Raw genomic sequence first — 14,876 nt, forward strand, 5'->3', positions numbered from 1 at the left:
CCTCCTACAGACGGCCGCCGCACCCCGCAACCCCTTTCCGCGCGTCGGACGCCCGGCCTACGCTCAGGACATGCCCGAACTCACCCAGCCCACCGGTCGCGAAGAGACGCTGCGCGCCATCCCCCGCGACGACGGCTCCGCGCCGCGCGCCCTCGTCCTCGGTGCGACCGGATACATCGGAGGGCGGCTGACCCCGCGCCTGCTGAACGCCGGATACCGCGTGCGCGCGCTGGTACGGGATGCGGCGCGGGCGGCATCCTTCCCCTGGGGTCCGGACTGCGAGATCGTCGAGGGGTCGGCGGATGACGCGGACGCCGTCGCCACGGCCATGGACGACGTCGACGTCGTGTACTACCTGATCCACTCGATGTCTGCGGGCAAGGGCTTCGAGGAGAGCGACGAGCGAGCCGCGACGACGGTCGCCGAGGCGGCGGCCCGCGCGGGCGTGCGCCGGATCGTCTACCTCGGCGGCCTGCATCCGGACGACGCGAAGCTCTCACCGCACCTGCGCTCGCGCGTGCACGTGGGCGAGATCTTCCTGCGATCCGGCGTGCCGACGCTCGTGCTGCAAGCGGGCGTCGTTATCGGATCGGGCTCGGCGTCCTTCGAGATGATCCGTCATCTCACCGACGTGCTGCCGTATATGCCCGCGCCGAAGTGGGTGCGCAACCGCATCCAGCCGATCGCTGTGCGCGACGTGCTGCACTACCTGCTCGGGGCGGCGCGGGTCGACACCGACGTGAATCGCGCGGTCGACATCGGAGGCCCCGATGTGCTGCGCTACGGACAGATGATGAACGGCTATGCGGTCGAGGCCGGGCTCCGGCAGCGTGCGATCGCACCCCTCCCGGTGCTGACCCCCGGCCTCGCATCGCACTGGGTGAATCTGGTGACCCCGGTGCCGCGGTCGATCGCCCGCCCGCTCGTCGCGTCACTGCAGAACGAGTGCATCATGAAGGACCACGAGGTCGACGAGCTCATCCCCCGCCCGGCAGGCGGGCTGACTCCCTACCGCCGCGCGGTCGATCTGGCGCTCGGTCGAGTCCGGGGAGACACGATCGAGACGAGCTGGCAGGACTCCGAGGTCTCCGGCGCGCCCAGCGACCCCCTGCCGAGCGATCCGGAATGGGCCGGACGCACGGTCTTCACCGACTCCCGCTCGGTCACCACGAGCGCCTCCCCGGCGGAGCTGTGGCGCGTGATCCTCGGCATCGGCGGCGAGAACGGCTGGTACTCCTCACCGCTGCTGTGGGCGGTGCGGGGATGGATGGACCGCATCGTCGGCGGCGTGGGCCTCAGCCGCGGACGCCGGAGCCGCACCGCCGCCCGCGTGGGTGACGCGATCGACTTCTGGCGCGTCGAGGCCGTCGAGACGACGGATGCCGGATCGCTCCTGCGCCTGCGCGCCGAGATGAAGGTGCCGGGCGAGGCGTGGCTGGAGTTGCGTGCCGTGCCCGACGACGAAGGCGCCCGCTACGAGCAGCGCGCGATCTTCTTCCCCCGCGGCCTGACGGGTCGGCTGTACTGGCTCGCCGTCCTGCCGTTCCACGGCGCCATCTTCGCCGGCATGGCCGCACGCATCACGGCCGCTGCCGAAGAGGCGAAAGAGGCGCAGGCATCCGTCGCGGCGACCGGCGACCCCGCCGATTCCGGCCGACCCTCGGAGAAGGTGCCTGGTCCGGCGTGATCGCCTGATCTCCGCGCCGCTCCGCTTCAGTCCGCGCGACGCTGCTCCGGATCGACCGCGGCATCCGGAGAGACGGGGCCGTCCTCCAGCGCCGCGTCGACGACCGCATCCACCTCGGCCGGCGGGATGATGTCGATGGCCTCGGTCGCGGCCTCGTACACCTCGGCGAGCGAATCGTCGACGGTGGACTCGTCGATCCAGTCGAGATCGTCCTCGGAGTGGTCGTACGCGACGGGCACCAGCGCGAAGTCGTCGCCGTACTCCTCGAGTCCCGCCATGACGCTGTGCCGCACCGCGGCCTTGGCGTAGCGCTCGCGCAGGATCAGAGGATCACGCCGCAGGTCCTTCATGAACGCGACCATCATGAAGGCCATGATGATCGCGAACGGCAGCGCGGCGATGATGGTCACGTTCTGCAGAGACTTCAGACCGCTCCCCTCCTCGCCGGTCACGAGCAGCACGGCGGCGATCACACCCACCAGCACACCCCAGACCACTGCGACCCAACGCGCCGGCTCCGGCCTCCCCTGCTGCGAAAGGGTGCCCATCACGAGCGACGCGGAGTCCGCCCCGGTGACGAAGAAGATCGCGATCAGCAGGATGAGCACGACGCTGGTGATCATCGAGAACGGGAGGTTCTCGAGCACGCCGAACAGCACCTCTTCCGGCGGATCGACCGTGAGGTTCGCTCCGCCCATCTGCTGCTGGATCGCCGTGGTTCCGAAGATCGCGAACCAGACGAGCGAGATGGCGGACGGGACCACGATGACGACCGAAACGAACTGGCGCAGTGTGCGTCCGCGCGAGATCTTTGCGATGAACATGCCCACGAAGGGCGACCACGAGATCCACCAGGCCCAGTAGAAGATCGTCCAGCTCGACAGGAACGTCTGAGCAGCCTCGCCCTGCGAGGCCGAGCGACCGATCATCTGCGGAAGGTCGCCGATGAACTGCACGGCCACCGAGGGGATCACGTTCAGGATGAGGAGGGTCGGTCCGACGAAGAAGACGAAGAACGCCAGCAGGAGCGCCACGACGGCGTTGATGTTCGACAGCGCACGGATGCCCTTCGAGACGCCCGACACGGCGGAGGCGATGAAGCAGGCGGTGAGCACGGCGATCGCCGCGATCAGCACGCCGTTGCCGAGCGGCCCCGCGCCGCTGACGATCTCGACACCGTGTCCGATCTGCAGGGCGCCGAGTCCGAGCGATGCGGCGGTGCCGAACAGCGTCACGATGATCGAGAAGATGTCGATCGTGCGTCCGAGGGGCCCGGTCGTGCGTCCTTCGCCGAGCAGCGGGGCGAAGATCGAGGAGATGAGCGGGGTGCGACCGCGACGGAAGGCCCCGTACGCGATGGCGCCGCCGACGAGCGCGTAGAACGCCCATGCCTGCGGGCCCCAGTGGTAGAGCACCTGGGTCTGGGCCGTGTGCATCGCGTCGAGGGTGTTCGCCTCGACGGTGCCGGGCGGCGGGTTCTCGAAGAAGTTCAGCGGCTCTGCGGCGCCCCAGAAGACGAGACCGATCCCCATGCCCGCGGCGAACAGCATCGAGATCCACGAGAACATCGAGAACTCGGGCTCTTCGTCGTCACGACCGAGCGGGATGCGTCCGTAGCGGCTGAAGCCGACGAACAGCATGAAGACCAGGATGACCGTGGCGATGGTCGTGAAGAAGAAGCCGAAGTACTCCACCACCCAGTCGAGCACGGTGCGGGTCGTGCCGGCGAGGTTGTCGCCCGCGAAGACTCCCCACGCGATGAAGGCGAGGGTGAGGGCGACCGCGACGCCGAACACGAGCGGGTCGGTGCGATAGGTGCGCCCGGTCTCCTCGACCGAGACACCGGGCACGAGCGCCGGGTGCACGCTGCGGGGTGGGACGGCGGCGATGTCGCGGACGATCTTCCGTGCCGTCTCGGTGGCCTTGGCGGGGAGGCGGTTCGCTCCCGTACCGACGGCATCCGTGCGGGGGCGCGGAGGATTGTGTCCTGCGGAGCGTTCGTCGGGCTTCTCGTCAGGGGTCTCCATGGCATCCCATCCTGTCACGTGAGGTGTCCGACCGTGGTGCTCGAACGCGAGGCAGCTCGGCCTCGGGCGTGGCGGACTGCACCGCGGGAGATCAGGCGATCGCGTCGAATCAGGCCGATCCGCCGAAACGCGCCTGATCCGACGTGATCGCCTGTCCTCCCGGACTGCGTCCGAGCGCCCCGCTGACTATCGAGGGCCGCGGCGGCCGACCCCGGCGAACAGCGAGTGCAGCAGCGGGAGCACCGAGACGCAGATCAGGGTGATGCCCAACGGCGCGACGGAGGGGACGAGCAGCGCTCCGCCGATGAGCATCGCCGCGAAGAGCACTCCCGACGCGATACGGCGGGCGATGCCCTCGAGCCGATCGAGGCGGCGTTCCAGTCGGGAGGTGTCGAACGTGACATTGCCGTCGTCGATGCGCGTGATGATCTTGTCGATGCGGCCGGGCAGATTCCACGTGGTGGCCATCGTGCCCATCGCCTGGTTCGCGAAGGCCTGCACGATGTTCCCGCTCTCGTCGCGTAGCAGACGACCGGCATAGGGTTCGGCGGCATCCCAGACGTTGAAGGCGGGATCGAGCCCGCTGCACATGCCCGACGTCAGCGAGACGGCACGGATCAACAGCAGCATGTTCTCGGGGAGCTGCAGCGGGAGCGAGCGCACCATGTCGCCGAACTCCTCCGCGAAATCGCGGAACTCGCGCGGATCGACCTTGCTCAGCTCGGCGAAGCCCATGCCGCCGAAGCGGGCGAACAGCGTGCTCAGAGCCCGTTCGAGTTCGGCGGTGTCGGCGGAGGGCAGCAGCACGCCGATCTCCTGAGCCGCGGCGACGAGGCCGCGACTGTCACGCCCGGCGACCGCGATCAGGAGTGTGCGCAGCCCGTCGCGGAGACTCGCCGGGATCTCGGCCATCATGCCGAAGTCGATGAACGTGAGGCGGAATCCCGGCCCCGGCTCTCCGTCGATCGACGGCGCCGGAGTGACGAAGATGTTGCCCGGGTGGGGATCGGCGTGCACGAAGCTGTGCGTGAACACCTGGTCGAACATGACCTCGGCGAACGCGGCGGCGACCTCCGCCGGGTCGATGCCGGCCGCGCGGAGGGCGTCGGTGTCGTTGATCTTGATGGCCGTGACATCCGACAGCGTGAGCACCCGACGGGTCGACCGCTCCCACACGATCTCCGGGGTATCGACGCGCGGGTCGTCGGCGAAGTTCTCGCGGAAGCGCTCGGCACTCGCCGCCTCGTGCAGGTAGTCGATCTCCTCGAGGCTGGTCTCGGCGAACTCCTCGACGAGCGCCGGGGCGTCCACCCGGTCGGCGACGATGCGCACGCGGGTCAACCAGCGAGCGACGCGCCGCAGCGCCGCGAGGTCGACAGCGACGATCTCGTCGATACCCGGCCGCTGCACCTTGACCACGACCGCTTCGAGACCGGTGTCGGCGGCGTCGAGGGCCGAGAGCCTGGCGCGGTGCACCTGCCCGAGCGAGGCGGCGGCGAGCGGCGTGTCATCGAACCAGGCATACGCGCGCTCGAGAGGGATGCCCAGTTCGGCTTCGGCGAGAGCGCGGATCGCCGGCGTGGGCACGGGTGGGACCTCGTCCTGCAGCCCTTCGAGTTCCTTCGTGATCTCGGGCGGCAGCACATCGAGGCGCGACGACATGAACTGGCCGACCTTGATCATGAGCCCGCCGAGCTCGACCGCGAGCACATGGAAGCGCCGTGCGAAGGTCTGCATCCGCTGGCCACGGGTGCGCTCCGCGATCCTGCTCATCCCGAAACGCGGGAGGACGAGCTCGAACCACCAGATCTTGAGGAATTCCCGGCCCGCGAACGACAGGATGCGGCGGTACCTGGCGCGGTGAACGCCCTGTGCCGCAGCATCCGTCATCGCGTGGCTCCTTCGCAGGTCCCCGCTCGATGCCGCACTGCGCGGTCAGTCCTGCGCGAGGATCGAGTACAGCCTACGGCGGGCCTCGTCGAGGACCTCGATCGTCTGCTGCACCTGCTCGGGCGAACCGCTCCGGCCGACCTGGGCTGCGGCGGCGGCGAGGTCGACGCCCGCCTTCGGCAGAGCGTTGAAACGGGCGCTGTCGCGGTGCCCGTCCTTGCCGGACGACGACTCCCACGGAGCAGGGGACTCGGAGTTCTCCTCGGACACGGCACGGCCGGCCTCGGTGAGGGAGTATGTCTTTCGACCGTTCTGCTCTTCGGCCTCGATGAGTCCTTCATCGGCGAGCAGCTGCAACGTGGGGTACACGGAACCGGCGCTCGGCTTCCAGGTGCCGCCGCTGCGCTCGGCGATCTCGTTGATGATCTGGTAACCGTGCATCGGCTTCTCGCCGAGCAGGGAGAGCACCGCCGCGCGGACATCGCCGCGGGCCATGCGCGAGCCGCCGGAGGGGCGGGACTCGAACGACTTGCGGAGCTGGTCCATGGCTTCGAAGATCGCGGATGCCGGGCCGCCGGGGCCCGTGCCGAAGCCGGATCCGCCGAAGAGTCCGCCGGGTCCGCCGTTGCTCCCGGGGCCGCTGTTGCCGCCGAACGGGTTGGAGGGGAATGCGTTGTTCATGATGACCTCCTGCTGTGGTGAACGATACTCAACGATATATCGTTCACTCTGAGGGTGGGGTGGGAGTTTCCGATGCGTCGACCCCGTGGATGACACCCCATGTCTTCGTCTTCGCATCGATGAGAACGGGCAGCTCGGCGTTCGGCGCTGCACGCCCGGCGGCGACGCATCGGCGGTCGCCGCACGCGTGCACCAGGTATTCGCGGCCCTGCTCGGGCTCCGGAAGACGCAGCTGCAGCTGGTACCGCACAGCTTCGTCGGTCGTCTCGAACGCCCCGACGACCGGCAGCTCGACACGGACCCCCGACTCCTTCAGCGTGACGGTCTCGTCCGCGTTCACTCTCGCGTTGATCCAGAGCCCGATGCCCAGCAGCACCATGAGCAGGCACCCGAAGCCGAGGAGGGCCAGCTCCCACCACCACGCAGACAGTGAGGGGAAGCTCAGAGCGAAGCCGATCACTCCCGACGCGACCAGCAGGCCGGCCGTGATGCGCTGACCCCAGGCGCCGCGACGGCTCGCGAGATCCACCTGAGTCCAGTCGAGAGACGCCGCGTCGCGCATGGCACCCACTGTAGGGGCCGGGCCCCCGTCAGCGCGACGGCCGGTCAGCGCGAGGGGAGGGTGAGGATCTCCGCGCCGTGCTCGGTGATCGCGATCGTGTGCTCGCTGTGGGCCGTGCGGCATCCGGTCGCACTGCGCAGAGTCCACCCGTCCGCATCCGTGCGGAGTTCGTCGGTGTCGGCCATCACCCAGGGCTCGAGGGCGAGCAGGAGCCCCGGGCGGAGCCTGTAGCCGCGGCCCGGACGCCCATCGTTCGCGACGTGCGGATCCTGATGCATGGTGGAGCCGATGCCGTGACCTCCGAACTCGAGGTTGATCGGGTAGCCCTCGGCACTCAGGACCGAGCCGATGGCGTACGAGAGGTCGCCGATGCGCGCCCCCGGGCGTGCGGCGGCGATGGCTGCGGCGAGCGCGCGCTCGGTCGTCGCGATCATCGCGAGGTCTTCGACTGCGGGGCTATCGCCGACCACGAAGCTGACGGCGGCATCGGCGGAGACTCCACGGAGCGTGAGGGCCAGGTCGAGCGTGAGCAGGTCGCCGTCGGCGAGTCGATAGTCGTGAGGCATGCCGTGCAGAACGGCGTCGTTCACAGCCGTGCAGACGTAGTGCCCGAAGGGGCCCCGCCCGAACGACGGCGCGTAGTCGACGTAGCAGGATACGGCGCCGGCCTCCTCGATCATCTCGCGGGTCCATCGGTCGAGGTCGAGCAGGTTCACGCCGACCTCGGCGCGGGTCTTCAGCGCCTGCAGGATGTCGCCGACGAGCGCACCGGCAGCCCTGGCGCGGACGAGCTCCTCGGCGTTCAGGATCTCGATCATGGGGTGTTCCTCCGTGTCGTTCGATGCGGCTTCGCTGATCCAATAACTATCCCGGTAATACTATCCCGGTATTAGAATGGGCGTCATGATGGTCCGCATGCCTCTGAGCCCGGCCGACGTCGAACGCGGCGAGCGTCTGGGAGCGTTGCTGCGCCGCGCACGCGGTGAACGATCGATGCTGGGCGTCGCACTGGATGCCGGCATCTCCCCCGAGACGCTGCGGAAGATCGAGTCCGGCCGCGTGGCCACGCCGGCCTTCTCGACCATCGCGGCAGTGGCCGATGTGCTGGGCCTCTCGTTGGATGCGGTGTGGACCGAGGTCGGCTCGCGCTCCGCAGACTCGGGCGCGCAGCGAATCGCCTCCTGAGCTCCGGCTCTCCGTCGCGGCAGCCCGTCGTTCGATCCCCCTTCCTCGTGCCGCGTGAACCGCGCACACGCCCGGGCGTCGCGCAAGCCCGGTGACGCACACAGGAAGTCGTGTTTAGCTCGGGGGATTGTCGACTTGGGGGAGTGAGACGTTTGTCACAGAGTGATCGGCCGGAGAAGAGCAAGGCATCCGCGGACAACATCCGCGTGAGCGTGATCGTCCCGGTGTACCGGCCCGGGCCCTCGTTCGACGACCTCATCGCGTCGCTCGATCGACAGACCATCGGCACAGCCTCGCTCGAGGTGCTCCTGTGCGACGACGGCTCGGGCGAGCCCACCGGTGCACGTCTGGCAGCCATCGCCCGCGACCGCCCCCATGTGCGGGTGCTGTCGCTGGAGCACTCCGGCTGGCCCGGCATGCCTCGCAACCACGGCGTCGACGCTGCTCGCGGAACGTATGTGCAGTTCGTCGACCAGGACGACTACCTGTTCGACGGTGCGCTCGAGAAGCTGTGCGATTATGCCGACCAGCACTCGTCCGATGTGATCGTGGGCAAGGAGGTGGGCATCGGCCGTCGTCTGCCGAGCCGGATCTTCAGCCACGACGTCCCCGACGCGGTCCTCGGAACCGACCCGCTCCTGGAGATGCTCACCCCGCACAAGATGTTCCGCACCTCCTTCCTCCGGGCGAACGGCATCCGCTTCCCCGAAGGAAAGGTGCGCCTCGAGGATCACCTGTTCGTGATGCAGGCGTACTTCGCCGCGTCGACGATCTCGATCCTCGCGAGCGAACCCTGCTACGCCTGGGTCAAAGAACCGGGCAGCGCGAGCTCTTCTCGCATCGACCCGGAATCGTACTTCCCCCATCTCGAGACGGTGCTCGACCTCGTCGAGGCGCACACCGAGCCTGGAAAGCTACGCGATCGGCTTCTGCGGCACTGGTTCCGAGGCAAGATCCTGAAGCGGCTCTCCGGTCGACAGATGGCCCGCTACCCCGACGACTACCGCGACCGCCTGCTCGACGTCGTCACTCCCCTGGTGCAGAAGAAGTTCGGGCCGGGCGTCGATGCCGGTCTCGGCCTGCCGCACCGGATCCGCGCGGGCCTGCTCCGGGCCGGCCGACGCGAAGACCTGTTGGCCCTTGCGCAGTTCGAGGCCGGGATCACCTGTCGCGCGGTGGTGACCGAGGCACGCTGGTCTCGTGGAGGCGGCCTGCACCTGACGCTCCGGGTGACCCTCACGAGCGAAGGGCATGATGCCTTCGTCTTCGAAACCACGGTCATCGAGGTTCCTGTGGCGGAATCCCCGGACCCGGACCCCCGGGCATCCGTCTCCCAGAACTCCGTCCCCCGGAACTCCGTCTCCAAGAAGAAGAAGGTGACGCGCCTGATCTCGCTTCCCGTCTCGACGATCGACGGCCTTCCGGAGACCCTTCTCGTCGCCGACCGCGAGCTTCGCAATGATCGGGTCGACCTCTTCCTCACCGACGGTGAGACCGGTGCCGAGCGCCGCATCGGAGGCCGCCACCCCCGCAACCTCGACGCCGCCCGCGTATCGATCGACCCTGTGAAGGTCTTCGGCCCGGACGACGAATCGCGTGGAGGCGCTCTGACCGTGAAGGTCCGGCGCGCGGGATGGACCTTCGAGACGCCACTCGTCGCGGCCCCGGCGGTTCTCGCTCGCGCGGGAAAGTCGCCTCTGCTCGCCGGCCGAACCTGCACGCTCGCGGCCAGGGATGACGGCATGGTCGAGCTTCGCCGCGAATGGCCGGGCGGTCGCCTCAGGGACTTCGCCGGACGCGCGGTCCGTCGGGTCCGAGCACTCGCGCGGCGCCGCTGACGCCACCCCACTCCGGCACTCTCCTTCACCACCCCGCATCGGCGCGCCTGCCCACCGCCAGCCCTGCCCGCCACCAGCGGAGTCACCGCAGAGCCGCTCGTGCGACGACGCGCATCGCTGGAGTGATCGAGCCGAACGCTCCCGGCGATGAGAGTGCGCACAGGATCTCGATCACCCGCCCCGCCGCGTCTCGGTGACCGAAACGGCGGTCCGCGCCATCCTCCTGACGCGATCGCAGCGACCATTCGAAACCCCGTGCTCCGCCTCGTCGCCCCTCCGCCACGGCCGCCTCACCGCGTTCGATGAACTCGGGAAGCTCATCGAACGTCGCGACCGAGCCATCGGCGACGGCCAACAGCGCCAGGGTCACCGTGCGCAGCTGCCCGCTGGGGAACATCGCCTCTCTTCCGATCGCGCGTACGGCCTCGACGATCCGCGCGAATGCACCCAGCCCGCCCTTCGCCAGTGCCTGCCCGCGGTGAGTGACCACGACGCGCCCGCGAAACCGGCGGACCGCCTTCGTGCGACGTGCGAGCAGCACCAGGGACTCCGCGGGGTCGGGCCGGCCGGAAGTCGCCGCGTCCGGCCAGCCGAGGGCCTCGACGGCGCGGGCTGCGACCGTGCGGGGCAGCCATCCGTCCGCCGTATCCTGCTCGACCCCGTCGGCACCGATCTGCGCCATCAGCGCCCGCACCCCCTCCGTCACGGTCTCCACCGTCGTCGAACCAGCCATCACCGAATCACCCGTCACCGAATCGGGCGGTGCGGCGTCGATCAGCCCTGTGTCTTCGAGGTGCGCGAGAAGAGCCAGTCGACGCACCGGACTCAACGACTCGCACAGCGACGCCAGCGGTGAGGGGTCGCGCAGGGCGTCGCCGACCGCTCCCCCCATCGACGGGTCGAGGCGCGGCTGCACGAGTCCGAAGCGCTGTGCGAGCTCGAACTCCAGATGTTCCGCCCGGAACGGCGGTCGTCGCGTCTGCCAGCCCCCCGGAACCCGCTCATCCTCGTCAGCAGGGCCCGCATCGACGACGGTGACCCGCGGATCGCCCATACGGGTCTCGAACGGACCGGTGATCGTCACGTCGACCGACTCGGCGACGCCGGGGATCGACACCTGCTGCGTGCGACATCGCCAGGGCAGGAGATCGATAAGGGGTGGCGGGTCGGATTCCTCCTCGCTCTCCGGGACGTCGGGTTCGAGCCCGAGACTGAGGCGGTACGCCTCCACGACCCAGTAGGAGGGGGCGTCGCGTGGCACGCGGATGACTCGGGTGAGTTCAGGACGATCGGCGACAGACAACCCGACGTGAAGTGCCCACGTCACGTGCACATGCTCTGAGAGGTTCATCCGCGCAACGCTAGAGCGCCACCGACTGCACTCCCCGCCCCGGAAGCACGAGGTGTCGACAACTCGTCGAACTCGGAGGCTGTGCAGGAGAGCCGCAACGACGAGCAGCCGCGTGGCCCCACGCGATCTACCGTTCGGCGAGCAGTTCCGCGAGACGCGCCGCCTCGCCCTCCGGCATCCGGTACCCGTGCTCCGTTGCCGGGTAGACGCCAGCGCGCACCTCGGCCGTATACGCCTCGACACCCGTGATCGCGGCAGCGCGCAGATCGGCGTAGCGCTTCACGAACTTGGCCGCCCCGCCGTCGTAGAGACCGAGCAGGTCGTGGAAGACGAGTACCTGCCCATCGGCATCCGCACCGGCGCCGATGCCGATCACCGGGATGTCGAGCAGCGGCACGAGGGCGGCGGTCACCTCGGAGGGCACCGCCTCGACCACGAGCATCGAGCACCCGGCCGCCTGCAGCGCGAGGGCGTCGTCGATCACGGTCAGCGCGGCATCGGCGGTGCGCCCCTGAGCACGGTATCCACCGAGCGCGGTGGCGGTCTGCGGCGTGAGCCCGACATGTCCGACGACCGGGATCCCCGCCTGCACGAGCGCACGCGCCCGGTCGACGGTCGTGCCACCACGTTCGATCTTGACGAGGTCGCAGCCGGCCTCTTTGACGAAGCGCTGCGCGGTCGCGATGGCGATCTCGTCGGAGGCCTCGTACGATCCGAACGGCAGATCGCCGACGAGCAGCGGAGCAGTGAGTCCGCGCCTCACCGCCGCGGTCAGCATGAGCATCTCGTCGATCGTGACCGGCACCGTGCTGTCGTAGCCGAGCACGGTCATCGCCGCGGAGTCGCCCACGAGCACGACATCGACGCCGCCGGCCTCGACGATCTGCGCACTCGGGTGGTCGTAGGCGGTGACCATGACGATCGGCTCGTGCGCCTCCTTCTTCGCGGCGAGGGCGGCCAGGGTGACGCGGGGGCGGGAATCGGCGTGAGCGCTCATGCGCGAGTCTCCGTATCGGTGGGATTCGTGTCGATGGAGCCCGAGGCATCGGCGACGCGCAGGACGTGATTGTCGATCAGACGGGCGGCGCCCACGTGCGCGGCGACCGCGAGAAGGGCGTCACGGTCGACACGGGCGAGGGGGCGGAGCGTCAAGGCGTCTCGGAGTTCGAGGTACTCGGGGTCGATCTCCGCCTCGCCGAGCACGTCGCGCGCGGCGGAGAGGATGCTGCCCGCGTCGCGGTCACCCGCCTCGAGTATCGCGAGCCCGGCGTCGAGGGCGCGGTTCAGCGCCACCGCCTGTGCACGAGCGGCGGAGTCGAGGTAGACGTTCCGCGAGCTCATGGCGAGTCCGTCCGTCTCCCGCACGATGGGACACGCCACGATCCGCACATCGAGATCGAGGTCGCGCACCACGCGGCGCACGACGAGCACCTGCTGCGCATCCTTCTGCCCGAAGTAGGCGGTGTCGGGACGGACGATGCCGAACAGCTTCGTGACGACCGTGGCGACGCCGTCGAAGTGGTGCGCCCCACGGCTCGCGCCGTCGAGAACGTCGGTGAGACCTGCGACGTGGATGTTCGTCGCGAACCCGTCGGGATAGATCTCGGACGCGTCCGGAGCGAAGAGGATGTCGACCCCCTCGGCTTCGGCGAGCGCGGCATCGCGAGCCTCATCGCGCGGATACGCACCGAGGTCTTCGGTGGCGCTGAACTGGGTCGGGTTGACGAAGAGCGAGACGACGACGAGGTCAGATCCTTCGCGCGCGGTGCGCATGAGGGAGAGATGACCGTCGTGGAAGGCGCCCATGGTGGGAACGAGGCCGACCGTCTTGCTCTCGGATCTGGCGTCGCGGATCGCGGCCCGGACCTCGGGGATCGTGCGGAGGATTCTCATGCGGATGCCTCCCCGGTTTTCGTGATGAGGGTGGTGGCAGCAGGGCGTGCGGCGATCGCACGGGTGGCTGCAGCGAGCGCGTCGAACAGATCGGAGAGATCGAGCTCTTCGGCGGCAACGCGTTGACGCGCGACCGTCGCCTCGTCGCCGCGGGCGATGGGTCCGGTCAGGACAGGTGCCGCGCCGTTCGTCGCCCAGTTCTCGACCGTCCGGCGGACCAGCGGGGCCAGGAGCGCCCGTGCTTCGTCGTGGGGGATGCCTGCCGCCGAGGCCAGGCCTTCCGCGGCGTCGAGCACGGTGAGGATGAAGTTCGAGGCGTAGGACGCGGCCGCGTGATAGCTCGCGCGCTGCGCGTCGTCGACCGCGAAGGGACGCGCGCCGAGGGCGACGGCGAGCTGCTCCCCGATGTGACGCGCTTCTGGTGTGCGGCCGGCGATCGCGGCACCGATGCCACGGAACGCCTCGGGGCCCTCCGCGCCGGTGAAGGTCTGCAGCGGATGGAGGCTGAAGTCCACATCCGTGAGCGCAGTCGCGCCGGAGACATGTCCGAGGAAGCGCGTGTGGGACCGGGCGACGGCCGCAGCCTCGGCAATGACCGCATCAGGGACGCACAGGAGCACGATGTCCGCATCCGGGATCCGTCCGTCGCGTCCGATCGGGCCGAGCACCTCGATCTCCGCCGCCCGCAGAGCCCGCACGAGTACGCGTCCGAGACGGCCGGCGCCGACGATGGCGATGGTCGTCCCTGGTGCGAGAGAGGCGGATGTGTGCATGTCGATTCCCCGGCCGGATCACGCGGTTCGGGTGCCAGAAGTATCCGCCTCGCGCAGCATCCAATCCAAATCGGGGAGCAGAACGACAACACTTTCACGGAGGAAGGTTGTTCATCTGCGCGATCAATTCGCTCGAAGATTGGCTTTTCGCCCTCCGTGGGATCGACGGCCCCAGAGGCGCAGGAAGAGCGATCGCTACTTCCGGCTCCTTCGCCTCATGACGATGGAGATGGCACTGAGCACCGCGAGAAAGATCAGCGTGAACCACATGATTTCCACGGTTCCACCATACGCACGCCTCTCAATCGCGCGGCACCGAGTCGAGCAACCCGGGGAAGAGCGCGTCGAGATCGTCGCGCCGCAGCGTTAGCATCCGGCCGATCCCTGCCGTTCTATCTCGTCGCGGCTGCCGTGACGGGCATGGGATTCGGCACGGCGTTCTCGGGAGTCGTGGCATCGCTGGCACCGCGGATCCCGGCGACGCAGCGCGCCGACACGTTCGCCGTGATCTACCTGCTGGCGTACCTCGCGTTCGGAGTACCGGCGGTCATCGCCGGCTCGCTGGTCGGAGTCGTCGGCCTCGAAACGGTGTGTGTGGGCTACGGGATCGTCGTGATCGCCCTGGCCGGGATCGCCTTCACGCTGCGTATGCGCCGCGCGGCATAGACGCACGGGCGCCGCTCAGCGCACGACGAGCTCGGGGGTGATCAGTGCGTGCGCCGACCCCGCCTGCAGGGTGCGCGGGGCGACGATCTCGCCCGTCGGACCCATGAGGAGTTCGAGGACCGCCGTCGCCACATCCTCCGGACGCTGCTCGACGCTCGAGAAGCCCAGCGCCTCGGCGGTCGGCGTGTTGTCGAAGCCGATCACCGGCAGCGAGAGCCCCGCGGCGGCGACCGCCAGCAGCGCCCCCACGGCGAGCGAGTCGCTGGCGCACACCAGGGCATCCGGTGCCGGCCCCGCGGCGAGCGCCGCATCGACGACGGTGC

General features: G+C 69.2%; 14 protein-coding genes. 4 read left to right on the forward strand and 10 right to left on the reverse strand.

What is annotated here, in order from left to right:
- Positions 1 to 70: 70 nt before the first annotated feature.
- The gene (locus B2869_RS10445; protein WP_292765991.1) at positions 71 to 1,687 is read left to right on the forward strand and encodes an SDR family oxidoreductase; all 1,617 of its coding nucleotides are present in this window, start codon (positions 71 to 73) and stop codon (positions 1,685 to 1,687) included.
- A 26-nt stretch (positions 1,688 to 1,713) separates the two neighbouring features.
- Here B2869_RS10445 and B2869_RS10450 read toward each other — a convergent pair whose 3' ends face one another.
- The 5 genes from B2869_RS10450 to map all read right to left on the reverse strand — a co-directional run bounded on the left by B2869_RS10450 (position 1,714) and on the right by map (position 7,665).
- Positions 1,714 to 3,714 (reverse strand): BCCT family transporter, encoded by a 2,001-nt coding sequence (locus B2869_RS10450; RefSeq protein ID WP_021198427.1) that lies wholly within the window; start codon positions 3,712 to 3,714, stop codon positions 1,714 to 1,716.
- A gap of 186 nt (positions 3,715 to 3,900) precedes the next feature.
- Positions 3,901 to 5,604: an ABC1 kinase family protein gene (locus B2869_RS10455; protein ID WP_292765995.1), complete on the reverse strand. Its 1,704-nt coding sequence runs from the start codon at positions 5,602 to 5,604 to the stop codon at positions 3,901 to 3,903.
- Positions 5,605 to 5,649: 45 nt separating this feature from the next.
- On the reverse strand, positions 5,650 to 6,285 hold the full coding sequence (locus B2869_RS10460) for a PadR family transcriptional regulator (RefSeq protein ID WP_292765998.1): 636 nt from the start codon (positions 6,283 to 6,285) through the stop codon (positions 5,650 to 5,652).
- A gap of 43 nt (positions 6,286 to 6,328) precedes the next feature.
- Positions 6,329 to 6,847, reverse strand: coding sequence for a hypothetical protein (locus B2869_RS10465; RefSeq protein WP_292766001.1), 519 nt, complete (start codon positions 6,845 to 6,847; stop codon positions 6,329 to 6,331).
- Between the two features lie 44 nt (positions 6,848 to 6,891).
- Positions 6,892 to 7,665: a type I methionyl aminopeptidase gene (gene map, locus B2869_RS10470; protein WP_292766004.1), complete on the reverse strand. Its 774-nt coding sequence runs from the start codon at positions 7,663 to 7,665 to the stop codon at positions 6,892 to 6,894.
- Positions 7,666 to 7,753: 88 nt separating this feature from the next.
- On the opposite strand from map, the gene B2869_RS10475 reads away from it, so the two are divergent.
- Both B2869_RS10475 and B2869_RS10480 read left to right on the forward strand, forming a co-directional pair.
- On the forward strand, positions 7,754 to 8,032 hold the full coding sequence (locus B2869_RS10475) for a helix-turn-helix domain-containing protein (protein WP_292766034.1): 279 nt from the start codon (positions 7,754 to 7,756) through the stop codon (positions 8,030 to 8,032).
- Positions 8,033 to 8,175: 143 nt separating this feature from the next.
- Entirely contained in the window at positions 8,176 to 9,870 is a 1,695-nt protein-coding gene (locus B2869_RS10480; protein WP_292766006.1) for a glycosyltransferase family 2 protein, read from the forward strand.
- 82 nt (positions 9,871 to 9,952) lie between these two features.
- Here the strand turns inward: B2869_RS10480 and B2869_RS10485 are convergent, their stop codons facing one another.
- The 4 genes from B2869_RS10485 to B2869_RS10500 all read right to left on the reverse strand — a co-directional run bounded on the left by B2869_RS10485 (position 9,953) and on the right by B2869_RS10500 (position 13,887).
- The gene (locus B2869_RS10485) at positions 9,953 to 11,221 is read right to left on the reverse strand and encodes a hypothetical protein (RefSeq protein ID WP_292766009.1); all 1,269 of its coding nucleotides are present in this window, start codon (positions 11,219 to 11,221) and stop codon (positions 9,953 to 9,955) included.
- A gap of 127 nt (positions 11,222 to 11,348) precedes the next feature.
- Positions 11,349 to 12,218 carry a 3-methyl-2-oxobutanoate hydroxymethyltransferase gene (gene panB / locus B2869_RS10490; protein ID WP_292766012.1) on the reverse strand — a complete coding sequence of 290 codons (870 nt, stop codon included), beginning with the start codon at positions 12,216 to 12,218 and terminating at the stop codon, positions 11,349 to 11,351.
- Complete coding sequence (gene panC / locus B2869_RS10495) at positions 12,215 to 13,114, reverse strand: pantoate--beta-alanine ligase (protein WP_292766015.1); 900 nt, start codon at positions 13,112 to 13,114, stop codon at positions 12,215 to 12,217. The genes panB and panC overlap by 4 nt, the downstream gene beginning before the upstream one ends.
- Complete coding sequence (locus B2869_RS10500; protein WP_292766018.1) at positions 13,111 to 13,887, reverse strand: Rossmann-like and DUF2520 domain-containing protein; 777 nt, start codon at positions 13,885 to 13,887, stop codon at positions 13,111 to 13,113. The genes panC and B2869_RS10500 overlap by 4 nt, the downstream gene beginning before the upstream one ends.
- Positions 13,888 to 14,307: 420 nt before the next feature.
- Here B2869_RS10500 and B2869_RS10505 point away from each other — a divergent pair, with 420 nt between their 5' ends.
- Entirely contained in the window at positions 14,308 to 14,553 is a 246-nt protein-coding gene (locus B2869_RS10505) for a hypothetical protein (RefSeq protein WP_292766021.1), read from the forward strand.
- Positions 14,554 to 14,568: 15 nt separating this feature from the next.
- Here B2869_RS10505 and B2869_RS10510 read toward each other — a convergent pair.
- On the reverse strand, positions 14,569 to 14,876 hold a 308-nt coding region (locus B2869_RS10510), incomplete at its 5' end, for a substrate-binding domain-containing protein (RefSeq protein ID WP_292766024.1).

Source organism: Microbacterium sp. UBA3486, assembly GCF_002377845.1.
GTDB lineage: Bacteria > Actinomycetota > Actinomycetes > Actinomycetales > Microbacteriaceae > Microbacterium > Microbacterium maritypicum_A.